General features: G+C 62.7%; 12 protein-coding genes. 4 read left to right on the forward strand and 8 right to left on the reverse strand.

The features are described 5' to 3' along the window. Positions 1-135: 135 nt before the first annotated feature. From BFP99_RS23995 to BFP99_RS24025, 7 genes are all read right to left on the reverse strand, one after another. A complete protein-coding gene (locus tag BFP99_RS23995; protein WP_027606285.1) occupies positions 136-1,665 on the reverse strand; it encodes a DHA2 family efflux MFS transporter permease subunit in 1,530 nt (509 codons plus the stop codon). Next, positions 1,665-2,864, reverse strand: coding sequence for an HlyD family secretion protein (locus BFP99_RS24000; protein WP_065948374.1), 1,200 nt, complete (start codon positions 2,862-2,864; stop codon positions 1,665-1,667). The genes BFP99_RS23995 and BFP99_RS24000 overlap by 1 nt, the downstream gene beginning before the upstream one ends. Positions 2,865-2,879: 15 nt before the next feature. Beyond that, complete coding sequence (locus tag BFP99_RS24005) at positions 2,880-4,331, reverse strand: efflux transporter outer membrane subunit (RefSeq protein WP_065948375.1); 1,452 nt, start codon at positions 4,329-4,331, stop codon at positions 2,880-2,882. Then, positions 4,328-4,801 (reverse strand): MarR family winged helix-turn-helix transcriptional regulator, encoded by a 474-nt coding sequence (locus BFP99_RS24010; RefSeq protein ID WP_027606282.1) that lies wholly within the window; start codon positions 4,799-4,801, stop codon positions 4,328-4,330. Before BFP99_RS24010 ends, BFP99_RS24005 begins: the two co-directional genes overlap by 4 nt. A gap of 238 nt (positions 4,802-5,039) precedes the next feature. Then, complete coding sequence (locus BFP99_RS24015; RefSeq protein WP_083221247.1) at positions 5,040-8,711, reverse strand: translocation/assembly module TamB domain-containing protein; 3,672 nt, start codon at positions 8,709-8,711, stop codon at positions 5,040-5,042. Beyond that, positions 8,711-10,438 (reverse strand): autotransporter assembly complex protein TamA, encoded by a 1,728-nt coding sequence (locus BFP99_RS24020; RefSeq protein ID WP_065948377.1) that lies wholly within the window; start codon positions 10,436-10,438, stop codon positions 8,711-8,713. The genes BFP99_RS24015 and BFP99_RS24020 overlap by 1 nt, the downstream gene beginning before the upstream one ends. A gap of 64 nt (positions 10,439-10,502) precedes the next feature. After that, complete coding sequence (locus BFP99_RS24025) at positions 10,503-11,147, reverse strand: GNAT family N-acetyltransferase (protein WP_027606279.1); 645 nt, start codon at positions 11,145-11,147, stop codon at positions 10,503-10,505. Positions 11,148-11,315: 168 nt separating this feature from the next. On the opposite strand from BFP99_RS24025, the gene xthA reads away from it, so the two are divergent. Next, positions 11,316-12,128: an exodeoxyribonuclease III gene (gene xthA / locus BFP99_RS24030; RefSeq protein ID WP_065924116.1), complete on the forward strand. Its 813-nt coding sequence runs from the start codon at positions 11,316-11,318 to the stop codon at positions 12,126-12,128. A 151-nt stretch (positions 12,129-12,279) separates the two neighbouring features. Continuing rightward, positions 12,280-13,614, forward strand: a complete 1,335-nt coding sequence (locus BFP99_RS24035; protein WP_065948378.1) for a substrate-binding domain-containing protein — start codon at positions 12,280-12,282, stop codon at positions 13,612-13,614. A gap of 120 nt (positions 13,615-13,734) precedes the next feature. Here the strand turns inward: BFP99_RS24035 and BFP99_RS24040 are convergent, their stop codons facing one another. Then, entirely contained in the window at positions 13,735-14,964 is a 1,230-nt protein-coding gene (locus BFP99_RS24040) for an acyl-CoA dehydrogenase (RefSeq protein ID WP_065948379.1), read from the reverse strand. 166 nt (positions 14,965-15,130) lie between these two features. On the opposite strand from BFP99_RS24040, the gene BFP99_RS24045 reads away from it, so the two are divergent. Together BFP99_RS24045 and BFP99_RS24050 are read left to right on the forward strand one after the other, a co-directional pair. Then, entirely contained in the window at positions 15,131-16,066 is a 936-nt protein-coding gene (locus tag BFP99_RS24045) for a LysR family transcriptional regulator (protein WP_027606275.1), read from the forward strand. 115 nt (positions 16,067-16,181) lie between these two features. Next, positions 16,182-16,574 carry a MerR family transcriptional regulator gene (locus BFP99_RS24050; RefSeq protein ID WP_027606274.1) on the forward strand — a complete coding sequence of 131 codons (393 nt, stop codon included), beginning with the start codon at positions 16,182-16,184 and terminating at the stop codon, positions 16,572-16,574. The last annotated feature ends 16 nt before the right edge of the window (positions 16,575-16,590 follow it).

Consider the following 16,590-nt stretch of genomic DNA (forward strand, 5'->3'; position numbering starts at 1 on the left):
GTTCATTCTCGATAAGCGCGGTGGCCCTGAGTTCTTCGCGAGCAAGCTCGCTCCTACAGTGAATCACTTTCGCTTAACTGAACGGCATTAGGGCAAGCCCCCTCCCACAATTGATTGCATTTCAGTCTTTGCCAATCAGTGGCCGGACGCTTCCGGCCCTGCCTTGGCGCCAAACGGCGGTTTGGCCAGCCACACCAGCAGCATCAACCCCATGAACATCCACCCCAGCAACGTGAAGTAATCCACGGTGGACATCATGTACGCCTGGCTGGTGAGGATCTGGTCCAGTTGCGCGTAGGCCTTGTGCCCTGCCCCACCGAGCGCCTGCAGCGCGTCGCGGGTGGCCGAGTCATAGGTGGTCATGTTCTCGCTCATGTACGCATGGTGCTGGTCCGCCCGGCGAATCCAGATCCAGGTGGTCAGCGAGGCCGCAAAGCTGCCGCCCAGGGTCCGCAGAAAGGTCGCAAGACCGGCGCCATCGGCGATCTGGTGCGGTGGCAGGTCGGACATCAGGATGCTCAAGGTCGGCATGAAGAACAGCGCCACGCCGATGCCCATGAACAGCTGCACCAGGGCGATGTGGGTGAAGTCCACCTCATTGGTGAAGCCCGCGCGCATAAAGCAGCTCAGACCAATCGCCAGGAACGCCAGGCCTGCCAGCAGGCGCAGGTCGAACTTGTGCGCGTACTTGCCCACGAACGGTGACATCAGCACCGGAAGGATGCCGATCGGCGCCACCGCCAGGCCGGCCCAGGTGGCGGTGTAGCCCATCTGAGTTTGCAGCCATTGCGGCAGGATCAGGTTGATGCCGAAGAAGCCCGCGTAGCCGAGGATCAACACAATCGTGCCGATGCGAAAGTTACGGTAGGCAAACAGCCGCAGGTTGACCACCGGGTGCTTGTCAGTCATTTCCCAGATGATGAACACCGCCAGGGCAATCACCGAAATCGCCGCGCCCACAATGATGAAGTTGGATTCGAACCAGTCCAGGTCGTTGCCCTTGTCGAGGATGATCTGCAGCGCGCCGACGCCCACGATCAGGCTCAACAGCCCGACGTAATCCATCGGCTGGTAGCTGGTGGTCACCGGGCGCTTCTTCAATTGCGCACGCACCACCATCACCGCAAAGATGCCGATGGGGACGTTGATAAAGAAGATCCACGGCCAGCTGTAACTGTCAGTGATCCAGCCGCCGAGGATCGGCCCCGCAATCGGCGCCACCACCGTGACCATCGCCAGCAACGCCAGGGCCATGCCACGCCTCGCCGGCGGGTAGACCGCGATCAGCAGTGTCTGGGTCATCGGGTACAACGGCCCGGCCACCAGGCCTTGCAGCACCCGGAAGCCGATCAATTCGGGCATCGAAGTGGAAATACCACAGAGGAACGAGGCCAGCACAAACAGCATGGTGGCCCACAGGAACAGCTTCACTTCGCCAAACCGCCGGCTCAACCAACCGGTCAGCGGCAAGGCGATGGCGTTGCTCACCGCAAACGAGGTGATCACCCAGGTGCCCTGCTCCGAACTCACGCCGAGGTTGCCGGAAATGGTCGGCAAGGCCACGTTGGCGATGGTGGTGTCGAGCACCTGCATAAAGGTCGCCAGCGACAGGCCAATGGTGGCCATCAACAGGCTGGGCGGCGTGAAGGAGGCGTTATTGCTCATCAGCGTTGCGCAGCCTTGGGCGCGGCGATGCTGTTGGCATGGATCAACTCGGTGATCATGGCGTCAGCCTCGGCCAATTGGCGGTCGTACACGTTGGTGGTGAAGGTCGCCTTTTGCGGCGCCTGTTGCGCCAACACCGGGCCGCTCTGGTCATGCAGGTCGACATTGACGACGGTGCTCAGGCCGACCCGCAGCGGGTGCTTGGCCAGTTCTTCGGCATTGATGTGGATGCGTACCGGCACCCGTTGCACGATCTTGATCCAGTTACCGGTGGCGTTCTGCGCCGGCAGCAGGGCAAACGCACTGCCGGTGCCGGCGCCAAGGCTATCCACGGTGCCGCTGAATTTCACGTCGCTGCCGTAGATATCCGACTCGATGTCCACCGGCTGGCCAATGCGCATGTCGCGCAGTTGGGTTTCCTTGAAGTTGGCGTCGATCCACAGCTGGTTCAGCGGGATCACCGCCATCAACGCCGTACCCGGCTGCACGCGCTGGCCCAGTTGCACGGTGCGCTTGGCCACGTAGCCGGTGACCGGCGCGATCAAGGTGCTGCGCGCATTGGCCAGGTAGGCCTGGCGCAGTTGCGCGGCGGCGGCCTGCACGTCCGGGTGGGACGAGATCACGGTGTCATCCACCAGCGCATTGCTGGTCTTGAGTTGCTGCTCAAGGTTGGTCAGCGCGTTTTTCGCGGCCGTCAGGCTGTCACGGGCGTGGGACAGCTCTTCCTGGGAAATCGCGCCGCCCTGGGCCAGGGTCTTGCGACGGTTGAAGTTGTCCTGGGCAGTTTGCACATCGGCTTTCTGTGCGTTGACCTGGGCTTTCATGCCATCGACGTTGCTGTACAAGCCCCGCACCTGGCGCACGGTGCGGGCCAGGTTGGCCTGGGCGCTTTGCAGGCCGACGGCGGCGTCATTGGGGTCGAAGTTGATCAGCACCTGGCCTTCGTGAACCAGGTCGCCATCGTCGGCGCCGATGCTGACCACGGTGCCGGTGACCAGCGGGGTGATTTCCACCACGTTGCCGTTCACATAGGCGTCGTCGGTGCTCTCGTTGAAGCGCCCGTAGAATTCATACCAGCCCCATACGCCCACGACACCGAGGATGACGATCAGCGCGAGGCCGATCAGCATGACCTTGCGTTTGCGTGGATTGTTGTCTTTGGGTTGTTCTGTAGCGTTGGTGTTTTCGGCAGTGGCCATGACAAATACCTCAAATTATTCCGTGCGTGTGGCTGGGGTGGTCGACGCCACGTTGTCGGCGCTGTATCCGCCACCCAGGGCCTGCATCAATTGAATCGACAGATCGATTTGCCCGGCATTCAGGGTCGCCAGCTGACGCTGGGCCTGCAGCAATTGCTGCTCGATGCTGAGCACGTCCAGGTAGTTACCGACCCCTGAGCCGTAGCGCTCGACCACGGTGTCGTAGGACTGCTGGGCAATGTCCGTGGCGTGTTGCTGGGCCTGGATCTGCCGACCGGTTTCGCGCAGTTGCGAAAGGGTGTTGCCGATATCGCCCAAGGCCTGCACCAGGGTTTTGTTGTACTGGGCCACGGCCAGGTCGTAGTCGGCATCACGCGCATCGAGGTCGGCGCGCAGGCGGCCGCCATCGAAGATCGGCAACGAGATCGTCGGCGCAATGTTGAAGAAGCGACTGGCCGAGCCGAACATCGCATCCCCCAGCAACGACTCGGCCCCGGCGCTCGCGCTGAGATTGAGGTTGGGGTAGAAGCGCGTCTTGCTGGCGGCGATGTCCTTGCTCGCGGCCTCGACTCGCCAGCGCGCGGCGATCAGGTCCGGGCGGCGGCCCAGCAGCTCGGCGGGCAACACCGAAGGCACGGCGACAGCGGCGGGCTTGAGCACATTCGGACGAGCCAGTTCGCCGCCTCGGTCCGGGCCTTTGCCTAGCAATACGGCGAGTGCGATCTGGGCGCTCTGCAGTTGTTTGTCGGCATCGATCAATTGCGACTGGGAGCTGGCTTCCAGGCTTTCGGTCTGCTGGTACTGGTACTGGCTGTCGATGCCCGCAGCCAGGCGGCGCTTGCTCAGGTCGAGCATTTGCCGGGTGCGCTTGAGGTCATCGCCGGCCAGGTCGCGCACGATGTGCGCCTGGCCCAGGTCGCTGTAGGCCTTGGCCACATCGGCAGCGAGGGTCAGGCGCGCGGCCTGCTGGTCGACCTCGGCGGCGCGGGCCTGGCCCAGCGCGGCTTCCCAGGCGGCGCGCTGGCCACCCCAGAGGTCGAAGTTGTAATTGAAGCTGGCGCCGATATTACGCACGGTCGAGTAGGCATCGCCCTCGCCGCGCGGGTCCTGGTCCTTGGCCAGGCGTGAACGGCTCACGCCGGCGCTGGCATCCAGGGTCGGCATGCGTGCGGCATTCGCGGCATAGGCGGCGGCTTCGGCCTGATGGGCACGGGCGCTGGCGACTTGCATGTCGGGGCTGTTTTGCAGGGCTTCCTGGATCAGGCCGTCGAGCTGCGGGTCGCCGAGGTTTTTCCACCAGTCGGCGCTGGGCCAGGCGGCACTCGACAGGGTCACCCCGCTCAGGGATTTACCGGTCTGCAAGGTGTTGGCGTCGAGGCGCCGGCCCTGGGTGTCGAGGCCGCTGTAGTTGGCGCAACCGGCCATGCTCATGGCCACGAGCACCAGGCATAGGGCACGTGTGTTCATGCTTTACCTACCCGCTGCAGGGTGATGGGATCACCGGCAGCTATCAGAATTTTCTTGAGAATCCGTTCCAGGGTTTCCAGCTCGCCAGCCTCAAGTACGCCCGCCAGTTGGTTCAACGCCTGGGCGCCTATGTGCGGCAGCATGTCTGCCAGGCGCTGGCCGTCGGCAGTCAGCACCAACTGCACCTGGCGGCGGTCCTGCTCGGAGCGTTTGCGGTCCAGCAGGCCTTTCTGCTCGAGGCGGTCAAGCATGCGGGTCATCGAACCGCTGTCCAGGGACAGGTTGCGGCACAGCTCGGCCGGGGTGTCGACGCCGAACTGGGCCATGATGATCAGCACCTTGAACTGCGCGGCCGTGATGCCGTGGGGTTCCATGTGGGTGTCGATGATGCGGTCCTTGAGGAGCGCCGCACGGCCCAGCAACAGCCCGAGGTGGCAGTTGTGGAAGTTTTCAGGGGTGAAGTGGGGCATCGGAAGTCACCTTATTACTGCCTAGGCAGTGAATGTATGACGAGATGTTACTGCCTAGGCAGCGAAAGTCAAATGGAATAATTAGCTTGCTTGCTAATTTCACGACCGGCGGGCTGGAATGCAAACCAATGTGGGAGGAGGCTTGCCAGTCAGTTAAGGCTTTTTGTAGGAGGCGATGTACGCTTAACTGACTGGCATTAGGGCAAGCCCCCTCCCACATTTTTTGATCGAGCAGGACTCAGAAATCGCGCTTGTAGAAGATGTCGAGGGAACTGGCCACGCCACTCGCCACTTCCAGGTAGACCTTTTTGCTCAGCAGGTAGCGCAAGGCAATGGTGCTGGCCGGTTCGAACACCCCTACCCCGTAACGCAGGCTGAGTTTCTCGGTGATCTTGCCGCTGGCCACCACTGCCGTATTGTTGCCGCTGCCCTGGGTGTCGAGGTCGAAGTCGCGAATCCCCAGTTTGTTGGCAAGATCCGAGGTGACCCCGGCGCTGCCCATCAGGCCCAGGCCGAGGGCGGCCTGGGCAAGCATGTTGTTGTCTTCGCCGGTAGAGCTCAGCGGACGGCCCAGCACCAGGTAGGACAGTGCCTGTTCCTGGCTCATTGCCGGTTCCGAGAAGATCTGCGTGGTGGGCTGCTCGGCGCTGCCGCTGAGGCGGATACCGGCGACTACATCGTCGGTCTTGCGGATCGCTTCGATATCCAGGTACGGCTGGTCGAGCGGCCCGGCGAACAGCAGGCGTGCGCGGCGCACATCCAGGCGCTGGCCATAGGCGCGGTAGCGACCGTCGTTGAGCCACAGCTCGCCACGGGTGTCCATGTTGTCGCCGATGTGCACATGGCCCTGCACCTTGGCGGTGAGGCCGAAGCCCGAGAAGTTGAGCTGGTCTTCGCCCACCGCCACATCGATATCCATGGCCATGGCCATCGGCGGCTTGCCCTCTTCGGTCTGGCTGCCGACGATTACGGTGTCATCCGAGACCTTGACCGTCGAAGGCGGCAGTTCGCGCACGGTGATGTCGCCGCGCGGGATCCGCACCTTGCCGGCAATCGCCAGTTTGTCGTTCTTCAGGCTGATCTTCAGGTCCGGGGCCACTTCGAGCACCGCATAGGGCTCCACCGTGACCGGCAGTTGCGAGCCTTGCAGGCTGAGGTCCACCACCAGGGCCTGGCCCCAGTCGATCTGGCCCTTGAGGCTGCCCTGCCCGGCCTTGCCACTGCGCCATGCGCCGTTCAACTGCACGCTTTCACCGGCAATCAGCGCCTGCACGTTCAGGCCTTCAAGGCTGATGGGCAGCTCCGGCCCGGAGACTTCGCCGCCCACCAGATTGACGTTACCGTTGACCTGCGGCGCCAGCAGGCCACCGGCGATCCGGCCGCTGCCATTGAGCTTGCCGCTGAGTTTCTCGACCATCGGCACAAACGGCCGCGCCACGGCGAGATCCAGACCGGTGAGGCTGAAGTTGCCGCTGATCGGCTTGTTTTTCGGCAATGGGTTGATCTGCGCCTGCAACAGCAACTCGCCGAGCTTGCCGCCTCTGAAGTTCAGCTGGGTGTCGATGCGCTTGGGGTTGAGGGTGGTTTCCAGCTTGAGGGTGTCGTAGGGGAAATCCAGCCACTGGTCCTTGTCCTTGACCCGCAGGGTGCCGCCGCTGGCATCCACCGCGACCACGCCTTTGGGGCCGCTGTCGGGAAGGTCCAGTTGGACGTCGGCGTTGAGCTTGCCCTGCCAGGCGAAGTCCTTGGGCAGAAACGCCGCCAGGCTGTCGATGGGGAATTGCTTGAGGTGGTAGCGCAATTTGGGTTCGGGCATCAGGCGCTGGTCTTCACCGCACAGGCTGGCGGCGCCGGAGATCCAGCAGTGGGCCGCGAAGGTCAACTTGCCGTCGGCCATGTGCTCGATTTTTGCCGGCGCTTGCAGCTTCCAGTCCTGGCCACCCGCCTGCACATCGCCACTGGCCAGGCGACCGCGCCAGTTGCCCTGGTCGAGGTTGCCATCCAGGGCCAGGGCCAGTTTGACCAAGGGGCCGGCCAGGTCGAGTTGGACCTTCTGGCTCCTGATATCGCCCTGGGCGCTGGCGGTGAGCGTGCCAACCTGGGTGTCACCGCTTTGAATGCCGCTGCCCTTGAGGCCGATTTTCCCGCGCTGGGCACTGTCCAGGGTCGCGTCCAGGCTCAGGCTTTGCAGGCGATTATCGGCGAACGCCAGTTGCTGGCCCTTGAGGTCGAGTTTGCCTTGAGGCGCCTTGAGGCTGCCGGCCACGTCGAGTCGGCCATTCACCTGACCACGCAACTGCGGCCACAGCTGGGCCAGGCGCGCCAGCTTGATGTCGATCTGCCCGGCCAGGCGTTGCTGCAGGCTGCCGCTGCCATTGATGCGGTTGTCGCCCAGGCGGATATCCAGGTTGGCCAGGGTCCATTGCTCGCCCGCGCCTTCGGCCTTGGCCGCCAGCACGGCGGTTTGCCCACGCAGGCGGCCCTTGAGGTCGAGGTCGGCGTTGAGTTTGAGCTGTTCGTTTTTGAATTCACCTTTGCTGCGTAAGGGGCCAGCCAACGTGCCCGGCAATTCCGCCACCCAGTACGCCGGGTTCAGCGCCGACAGGTCCAACGCGGTATCCCAGGCGATGCCATCGGCGAATTCCAGGCTCAGGTGCCCTTCGGCCTTGCCTTGGCCGGCGGTCAGTTTCAGCTCCGGCAGGAAGATTTGCGTGAGGTCGCCACTGAATGGCGTGACCAGATTGAATTTGCCGGCCGGGCCGTCCAGGTCGGCCTTGAGGTTGCCGAGGTAGTTGCCGTCTTTGTAGGAAACCTCACCGTTGAAGGTGCGCAGCACCACCTGTGGCTCGTCGATCAGCGGGTAGAGGCGATGCCAGGGAAAGTCCAGCCAGTCAATCTTGGCCTCGGCGCTGAAGCCTTGTTGCCAGTCCAACTGCGCCGTGAGCTTGAGGCTTTGTTTGTCGCCGGCATTGAGGTCCAGGCCGGCGATCTGCGCGCCCTTGGCGTCGACCGTGCCTTGCAGCAACAGGTCCACCGGGCCTTTTTCCGCCGGCAGCACAGCCTTGCCCAACAGTTGGTAGCCACTGCCCAGGTCGCCCTTGGCGGTGAGGTCCAGTTGATTGAGTTGCAGGGTGTCGGGCAGATCAGCGCTGGGTTTGAAGCCATCGGCAGTGATGTGCAGTTGGGCCGGGAGGTTGTCCGCCAGGGGTTGCAGCTCGCCCTTGAGCTTGGCCGGCAGGTAGCCGCTGCTGTCGGCGTCGAGCCTGAGGGTCTTGAGCAGGTCGCCCTCGACCTTGAGCGCCACCGTCCACGGCGCGCCGTCGGGGGCGTAGGGCAGGTTCAGATTGCCGCTGGCGGTCAGCGGCCAGTCGCCGCTGGGTTGCAACAGGCCGTTCAGGTCCAGCACCAGGCCGTCCCGTTGCAGGTGCACCGTGTCAATCTGCATACCGGCGGCGGTCCAGTGCGCGGCCAGTTGCAGGCCCTTGAGTTGTTCGCTGCCGTTAAGCAGCAGGCTGCCGACACGAACGTCGCCCAACTGAATGGAAACGGGCAGCTTCAGGTCGGGCAATTGAATCGGCCCGCTGCTTTCTTCGGTGCTCGGCGCAACGTCCAGGCGGACTTGCTCCACATCCACGCGATTGATGCACAGGGTCATGCGCAACAGGCACGCCGGCGACCAGTCAAACGTCGGCGCATCGAGTTCGACGCGACTGCCGTCCTGCGCCCACAACAGATGATCGGCGCGCCACTGGCCGCCCAGACGGCCGTGGAAATTCTCTACGCTCAAACCCGGTACACGCCCCAGCGCCCAGCGACTGCCCGCCTGGGTGCCGAGGACTGCCCACAGGGCCAGCAACAGCACGACAAGGATGGCCAACACGGCCAGCCCCGCTATTTTCACACCACGCATCACAGCTCAGGTCCCATGGAAAAGTGCAATCGAACGCCGCCCGGGTCTTCCAGGGCATGGGCCAGGTCCAGGCGGATCGGCCCGACCGGCGAGACCCAGCGGATGCCGACACCCACACCGGTCTTCAAGCTGGGCAACTCCAGGGAGTTGAACGAGTTGCCCTGGTCGATAAAGGTCGCAATCCGCCATTTTTCGGCGATGGAATATTGATACTCGGCACTCAGGGCCACCATGTAGCGGCCGCCGATACGGTCGCCCCGGTCATTCTCCGGCGACAGGGTCTGGTACTCGTAGCCGCGCACACTCTGATCACCACCGGCGAAGAACCGCAGCGATGGTGGCACCGACTTGTAGCCGTTGGTGGCACTGCCGCCGACCTGGGCCCGCGCCAAGAAGCGGTGGTTGTCCCACAGGGTGGTCAGGCCCTTGACCATGGCCGTGCCGTACAGCAGGTTGGTGTCGGAGCCCAGCCCCTCCTTCGCCACCTTGCTGTCGAATTGCAGGCGGTAGCCGTTGTGGGGGTCGATGCGGTTATCACTGCGCAGGTAGGAATAACTCACACCCGGCATCACCAGGTTACTGAGGCCCGAGTCATTGCCCAGGCGGTATTCTTCGCGCTGGTATTTGAGCGAGATCACCCGGGTCCAGCCACTGGGCAACTTGCTGTGCCATTCGGGCCCGAGGGTGAGCAATTTACTCAAGGTGTCGGTGTTGGCGATTTCTTCATTCTGATAACCGCCGGCGAAACGCAGTTTATCGGTGAGCGGCGGGTCCAGCGGGATGTCGTACCACAGCCCGACGTTCTGCCGAGGCGCCGACAGTTCAGCTTCCCAGCCATAGCTGTGGCCCTGGGGATTGACCCAGTGGCGCGTCCAGTTGGCCTTGCCGCGCGGGCCGACGTCGGTGGAGAAACCCAGGCCCAGGCCCATGGTGCGTGGCTTGCGGGTCTCCAGGTTGACGGCCACCGGGATCACGTCATTGGCCGAAGCCGCAGGCGCGGCGTCGACGCGCACGCCTTCGAAAAAGCCGCTGGCTTGCAGGTTCTGGTTGAGTTCGGCGATCAGTTCGGAATCGTAGGGGGCGCCACTTTTAAACGGCACCATGCGTTGCAGCAGCTCTTCGTCAAACGGCGTATAGCCGGCAAAGCTGACCTTGCCCAAGGTGTAGCGCGGGCCGCTGTCATAGATGAGTTCGATATCGGCGACACCGGCCTGGGGGTCTACCGAGAGTTTCTGGTGAGTGAAACGCCCGCTGAAAAAGCCGTAGCGCGAGGCCTGGTTCTGGATCAGACGCTTGGCGTCTTCGTAGTGGCCGTGGTTGAGCACGGCGCCGGATTTCAGGTCGTCGCTGGCGGGCACGCGAAAGGCCTTGAGGTCCGCGGCCGGGCCGTCGACCCGAATGGTCACGTTGCGCAGATGCACCGGTTCGCCGGGGTCGATGGTGAGGATCAGGCGCGGGTTCTTGCCGCCCTTCACATCGCTTTCGATCCGGGGCTGATAGAAACCTAAAGCCTGGGCGGCTTTGCGCGCCTGCTCTTCGGCCCCACGGCTGAACCGCAGCAAGGCCTCTTCGTCACGCTCGCCCACCCCGCCGATATAGCCTTCGATGTTGGCTTTCAACGCGTCGTTTTTTGGCTTGATCCGCACGTCCAATTCGCTTTGCGCGAATGCGCCGCAGCTTGTGAACAGCAGAACCAAGCCGCTGGTAAATCTTCCTGGAAACTTCATAGGCGCGGATGCTACACGAGCTGGGGAGAAACTTAGAACTCAGAGGATTCTGAAAAATTCTGCGCTAAGCCGTTGCAGCATGTAACACCTGCGGATTGGGGTGGAAAAATACGTGTTCCAGAATCGGTCCTACCGCCACTTCGCCGATCTCCTCATAGCCCTGGCGTTTGTAGAACTCCAGATAGCGCGAATTCCCCGTGTCCAACACCACACCGGACGAATGCGGGTCTTCAGCGCACCAGTTGTGTACCGCCTCCAGCAGCTGTTCACCGTAGTGCTTGCCCTGGAATTGCGGATGAATGCCCAATAGCGGTAACACATGCACCGACTCGTTGGGCAGGCAGGCCATCACCGCATAGTGGTAGTCCAGGTAGCGCCGGGTACCGCGCACGCCGGTGCTCAGCCACATGCGCAATTGCCAGGCCCAGCTTTCGGTAATCCCCAGGCGTCGCTGCGGTGGCGCGATCAGCGCGATGCCGATCAGGCGGTCGTTGACGAACAGGCCGATGGCGGGAAGTTTCTGGAAGAAATGCTGCTTGACCAGTTCGCGCACCGTGGCACGTACCCGTTGTTCATAGCCTGCGCGTTCCGCCTCGAAGATGTAGGCAAACGTCGGCTCATGCCGATAGGCCTGGTACAGCAGCGAGCGGGCTTCGCGGGAGTAGCCGCTGTTGAGCAGGCGAACTTCGCCAATGGCAGTGTCAGTCATACAGTCAATCTCCCTGGGCGCCACTCAATAGATGGCGTTCTTATGGGTACGAACCTACGCAGCACCAGTCGTTCCCAGACATTAGCAGTGCATCTGTCCTACCGCCACGCTGGCCCCCGTCCGACTTGTCCGCTAGCATCGCCCTTTTGCCAGACTGGACCGCCGACCATGAAAATCGTCTCCTTCAATATCAACGGGCTGCGCGCCCGCCCTCATCAGCTGGCGGCACTGATTGAAAAACACCAACCCGACGTGATCGGCCTGCAGGAAACCAAGGTCCACGACGACCAGTTCCCCCTGGCCGAAGTGCAGGCCCTGGGCTATCACGTGTACTACCACGGCCAAAAAGGCCACTACGGTGTAGCGCTGCTCTCGCGCAAAGAAGCCTTGAGCGTGCACAAGGGCTTTGCCAGCGATGAAGAAGACGCCCAGCGCCGCTTTATCTGGGGCACCTTCGCCGATGAAAATGGCCAGCCGGTGACCATCATGAACGGCTATTTCCCACAAGGTGAAAGCCGCGACCACCCGACCAAGTTCCCCGCCAAGCAGCGCTTCTACGCAGATTTGCAGCACCTGCTGGAAAGCCAGTTCAGCAACGACCAGGCCCTGGTGGTGATGGGCGATGTGAACATTTCCCCGGAGGACTGCGACATCGGCATCGGCGCCGACAACGCCAAGCGCTGGCTGAAAACCGGCAAGTGCAGCTTCCTGCCTGAAGAGCGCGAGTGGATGGCGCGCCTGAAGAACTGGGGCCTGGTGGACAGCTTCCGCCACCTCAACCCCGATGTGGCCGACCGTTTCAGTTGGTTCGACTACCGCAGCCGTGGGTTCGAGGATGAGCCCAAGCGTGGGCTGCGCATTGACGTGATCATGGCCTCCAATGGCTTGCTGGCGCGGGTCAAGGATGCCGGCGTGGATTACGACCTGCGGAGCTTGGAGAAACCGTCTGACCATGCGCCGATCTGGCTTGAACTGAGCTGATCCCCTTGACTGTGTACTCGGGCCAAATGTAGGAGGGGGCTTGCCCCCGATCGCGGTGTATCAGTAACAGATAGGCTGACTGTCAGTCACATTATTGAAATCCAAGTGACTTAATCTCGCGGCACTCCCTTTGGCTTGAGAAGGTGCCGGCATGATGCTGCGCGTTCTGTTCCTGTTGTGTAGCGCGTTTTCCCTCTGCGTCGTGGCTGCCCCCCTCCCCGTTCCCGACCAAGGCCCGGCTTTGCGCATCCAGGGTTCCAACACCATTGGCGCGGCGCTGGGGCCGGCGTTGGTCAAGGGGTTGATGGAGCATCAGGGCCTGCAGGCGGTGCACAGCGAACCGGCCGAGGGCGCCAATGAACAGCGCGTGATCGGCAAGACACGCCAGGGCAGGACGGTGACCGTCGAGGTGGCGGCCCATGGTTCCAGCACGGGGTTTGCCGCGCTGAAAAACGCCAGCGCCGACCTGGCCGCCTCGTCCCGGCCGATAAAAGACAGCGAACTGGTGGACCTCGAACCGCTCGGCGACCTGAAAAGCCCCGAGGCCGAACAGGTGATCGCCATCGACGGCCTGGCCATTATCCTCAACCCGCGCAACCCGCTGAATACGTTGAACACCGAGCAACTGGCGCAGATTTTCAACGGCGAAATCAACACCTGGGAAGCATTGGGCGGGATCGGCGGCGCCATTCACCTGTATGCGCGGGATGATCAATCCGGCACCTATGACACCTTCAAGGACCTGGTGCTGCGCCTGCGCGGCAAGCCCCTGGCCGCTGACGCCAAGCGCTTCGAGTCCAGCGAAGCGTTGTCCGATGCGGTGAGCCGGGATCCCCAGGGCATCGGTTTTATCGGCTTGCCTTACGTGCGCCAGGCCAAGGCGGTGGCGATTGTCGATGGCGACTCGCAACCGATGTTGCCGTTGAACAGCCTGATTGCCACCGAGGATTACCCGCTGTCACGCCGGCTGTTCTTCTACCTGCCGCCCTCCTCCAGCAACCCGTGGGCCAAGGCCCTGGTGGACTTTGCCCAGAGCAGCAAAGGCCAGGCGATTGTGGCGGCCAATGGGTTTATTGCGCAGCAGGTGCAGGCGATGACGGTGGAGCCACGCCCTTCGATGCCCGACGATTACCAGGCGATTGCCCGCGACGCCCAGCGTTTGAGCGTGAATTTTCGCTTCGAGGAAGGCAGCGCCAGCCTGGACAACAAGGCGCGCCAGGACGTGCAGCGCGTCGTGGCCTATATAAAGCGCCACAACCAACTCGACAAGCAGGTAACGCTGGTGGGATTCGGCGATGCCAAGAATGACCCGCAACGGGCCGCGCTGCTCTCGAAGCTGCGGGCGATGGCGGTACGCCGGGAGCTGGTCAAGAATGGCGTGGTATTGCGCGATATTCGCGGCTTCGGCGCACAGATGCCGGTGGCGGCGAATACGGCGGATGAGGGGCGGATCAAGAATCGGCGGGTGGAGGTTTGGGTGTACTGAGGCCTTAGCCTTGCGGTGTTCGGAATGGCCTCATCGGGGGCAAGCCCCCTCCCACATTTTGATTTGGGAATACAGTCAAAGTGTGGGAGGGGGCTTGCCCCGATTGCAGGCGGCGCGGTGTTACTGCCCGCCGCGCATCAACTCTTTAGGCACATACTTGCCGATCTCGAACTTGCCGATGGCCGCGCGGTGCACTTCGTCCGGGCCGTCGGCCAGGCGCAGTGTGCGTTGCATGGCGTACATATAGGCCAGCGGGAAGTCGTTGGATACGCCGGCGCCGCCGTGGATCTGGATCGCGCGGTCGATCACCTTCAACGCCACTTTCGGCGCCACCACCTTGATCTGGGCGATTTCACTTTTCGCCACTTTATTGCCCACGGTGTCCATCATGTACGCCGCTTTCAAGGTCAGCAGGCGCGCCATGTCGATGTCCATGCGTGAGTCGGCGATCTTGTCGATATTGCCGCCCAGGCGCGCCAAAGGCTTGCCGAACGCGGTGCGGCTGACCGAGCGTTTGCACATCAGTTCCAGCGCGCGCTCGGCCATGCCGATGGAGCGCATGCAGTGGTGGATACGGCCCGGGCCAAGGCGGCCTTGGGCAATCTCGAAGCCTCGGCCTTCACCCAGCAGTACGTTTTCGTATGGCACGCGGACATTGTCGAACAGCACTTCGGCGTGGCCGTGGGGCGCATCGTCGTAGCCGAACACCGGCAGCGGGCGTACGATTTTCACGCCGGGGGCGTCCACCGGCACCAGGATCATCGAGTGCTGCTGGTGGCGCGGTGCATCCGGGTTACTCAGGCCCATGAAGATCAGGATCTTGCAGCGCGGGTCGCAGGCGCCGGAGGTCCACCATTTCTTGCCGTTGATCACCCACTCGTCGCCCTGGCGCTCGGCGCGGGCGGCCATGTTGGTGGCATCCGAGGAGGCGACATCGGGCTCGGTCATGGCGAAGGCCGAACGGATCTCACCGCGCAGCAGCGGTTCGAGCCAGCGTTGTTTCTGCTCTTCGTTGGCGTAGCGCACCAGCACTTCCATGTTGCCGGTGTCGGGGGCGGAGCAGTTGAACGGTTCCGGCCCCAGCAGCGAGCGGCCCATGATCTCGGCCAGGGGGGCGTATTCAAGGTTGGTCAGGCCGGCGCCCAGTTCGGACTCGGGCAGGAACAGGTTCCACAGGCCTTCGGCTTTCGCCCGGGCCTTCAGCTCTTCCATGATGGCGGTGGGCTGCCAGCGGTCGCCTTCGCTGACCTGGCGTTCGAACACCGGCTCGGCCGGGTAAACGTAAGCGTCCATGAACGCTGTAACACGTTCACGCAGTTCCTGAACCTTGGGCGAATAGGCGAAATCCATGAGCAGCTCCCTTCTTTGAGAGGTTGTTTAGGTCATGCAATCGATGCTAGAACAGCGTTGATAATTTACCTAGCCTATTCTCGGCGTGTATTAACATTCATCACCGATATATGATCGACGTATGAGCACGTAACAAATCGCCACCTAATAATAAGAGCGCAACCCAATGAATCTGAGCAAGGTCGACCTCAACCTCTTTATCGTCTTCGACGCGATCTACACCGAAGCCAACCTGACCCGCGCCGGGCAGATTGTCGGCATCACCCAGCCGGCGGTGTCCAACGCCCTGGCGCGCCTGCGCGAGACGTTCAACGACCCGCTGTTCGTGCGCACCGCCCAAGGCATGGTGCCCACGCCGATGGCGCAGAACATCATCGGCCCGGTGCGCAATGCGCTGTCGTTGCTGCGGGTGTCGGTGCAGGAAAGCCGCATCTTCAACCCGCAGCAGGCGGCCAAGACCTACCGCATCAGCATGACCGACCTCACCGAAGCGGTGATTCTGCCGCTGCTGTTCCAACGCCTGCGCCGCCTGGCGCCCACCGTGGTGATCGAGAGTTTCCTGTCCAAACGCCGCGAGACCACCAAGGAACTGGCGGCCGGGCGCCTGGATTTTGCCGTGGACGCGCCGCTCAACACCGACCCGCAGGTACGCCACGTCAAGCTGATGGAAGACCGCTACGTGTGCGCCATGCGCAAGGGCCATCCCATGGCGGGCAAGGACAAGTTCACCCTGGATGACTACCTGTCGCTGACCCATATCCATATCTCCAGCCGCCGCAACGGCTTGGGCCATGTCGACCTGGCCCTGGGCAAGATGGGCATCCAGCGCAAGATCGCCCTGCGCTCCCAGCATTACCTGATGGCCTCGCAAGTGTTGCAGCAGACCGACATGGTCATGACCGTGCCCGAACGTTTCGCCCGCCGCCATGAGCTGCATTGGTTCAACCTGCCGGTCAACGACGTGCCACCGGTGGAAACCCACCTGTACTGGCATGAAAGCACCGACCAGGACCCGGCCAACCGCTGGATGCGCGAGCAGATGATCGAGTTGTGCCAGCAAGTCACCGCCCACGAGAAGAAGCTGGACAAACAACAGGCCTGAGGCTGAAAAACGCCCCCTGTGGCAGGGGGCTTGCCCCCGATGGGCTGCGCAGCGGCCCTTGACGTTTACGTCAACCTGCCATTAGCTTAGCGCCAAGACCTTCTTGAGCGCCCCCATGAGCACGACCTACAGCATCTCCGACCTCGCCCGCGAGCTCGACATCACCACCCGCGCCATTCGCTTCTATGAGGAACAAGGCCTGCTGGCCCCGGAACGCCGGGGCCAGGAGCGCATTTATTCGGCGCGGGACAAGGTCAGCCTCAAGCTGATCCTGCGGGGCAAACGCATCGGTTTTTCCCTGGCCGAGTGCCGTGAGCTGATCGAACTCTACGACCCCACCGGCGGCAACCAGATCCAACTCAACAGCATGCTGGCCAAGATCGCCGAGCGCCGTGAGCAGTTGGAACAGCAACTGCTGGATATCGAACAAATGAAGCTGGAGCTGGACACCGCCGAAGAGCGTTGCACCCAGGCCCTGGCGCAAACCATGGGCCAGGTTGGCCATTGATCAGAAGGTAGCTGCC

The organism is Pseudomonas sp. 1 R 17 (genome assembly GCF_900067035.1).
Lineage (GTDB): Bacteria > Pseudomonadota > Gammaproteobacteria > Pseudomonadales > Pseudomonadaceae > Aquipseudomonas > Aquipseudomonas marginalis.

Bases quoted from the DNA above. Each gene is read 5' to 3' on its own strand.
- BFP99_RS24015 (WP_083221247.1), bottom strand. From the start codon at position 8,711: ATGCGTGGTGTGAAAATAGCGGGGCTGGCCGTGTTGGCCATCCTTGTC.
- BFP99_RS24040 (WP_065948379.1), bottom strand. From the start codon at position 14,964: ATGGATTTCGCCTATTCGCCCAAGGTTCAGGAACTGCGTGAACGTGTT.
- xthA (WP_065924116.1), top strand. From the start codon at position 11,316: ATGAAAATCGTCTCCTTCAATATCAACGGGCTGCGCGCCCGCCCTCAT.
- BFP99_RS24020 (WP_065948377.1), bottom strand. From the start codon at position 10,438: ATGAAGTTTCCAGGAAGATTTACCAGCGGCTTGGTTCTGCTGTTCACA.
- BFP99_RS24005 (WP_065948375.1), bottom strand. From the start codon at position 4,331: ATGAACACACGTGCCCTATGCCTGGTGCTCGTGGCCATGAGCATGGCC.
- BFP99_RS24045 (WP_027606275.1), top strand. From the start codon at position 15,131: ATGAATCTGAGCAAGGTCGACCTCAACCTCTTTATCGTCTTCGACGCG.
- BFP99_RS24050 (WP_027606274.1), top strand. From the start codon at position 16,182: ATGAGCACGACCTACAGCATCTCCGACCTCGCCCGCGAGCTCGACATC.
- BFP99_RS24000 (WP_065948374.1), bottom strand. From the start codon at position 2,864: ATGGCCACTGCCGAAAACACCAACGCTACAGAACAACCCAAAGACAAC.
- BFP99_RS24010 (WP_027606282.1), bottom strand. From the start codon at position 4,801: ATGCCCCACTTCACCCCTGAAAACTTCCACAACTGCCACCTCGGGCTG.
- BFP99_RS24025 (WP_027606279.1), bottom strand. From the start codon at position 11,147: ATGACTGACACTGCCATTGGCGAAGTTCGCCTGCTCAACAGCGGCTAC.
- BFP99_RS23995 (WP_027606285.1), bottom strand. From the start codon at position 1,665: ATGAGCAATAACGCCTCCTTCACGCCGCCCAGCCTGTTGATGGCCACC.
- BFP99_RS24035 (WP_065948378.1), top strand. From the start codon at position 12,280: ATGATGCTGCGCGTTCTGTTCCTGTTGTGTAGCGCGTTTTCCCTCTGC.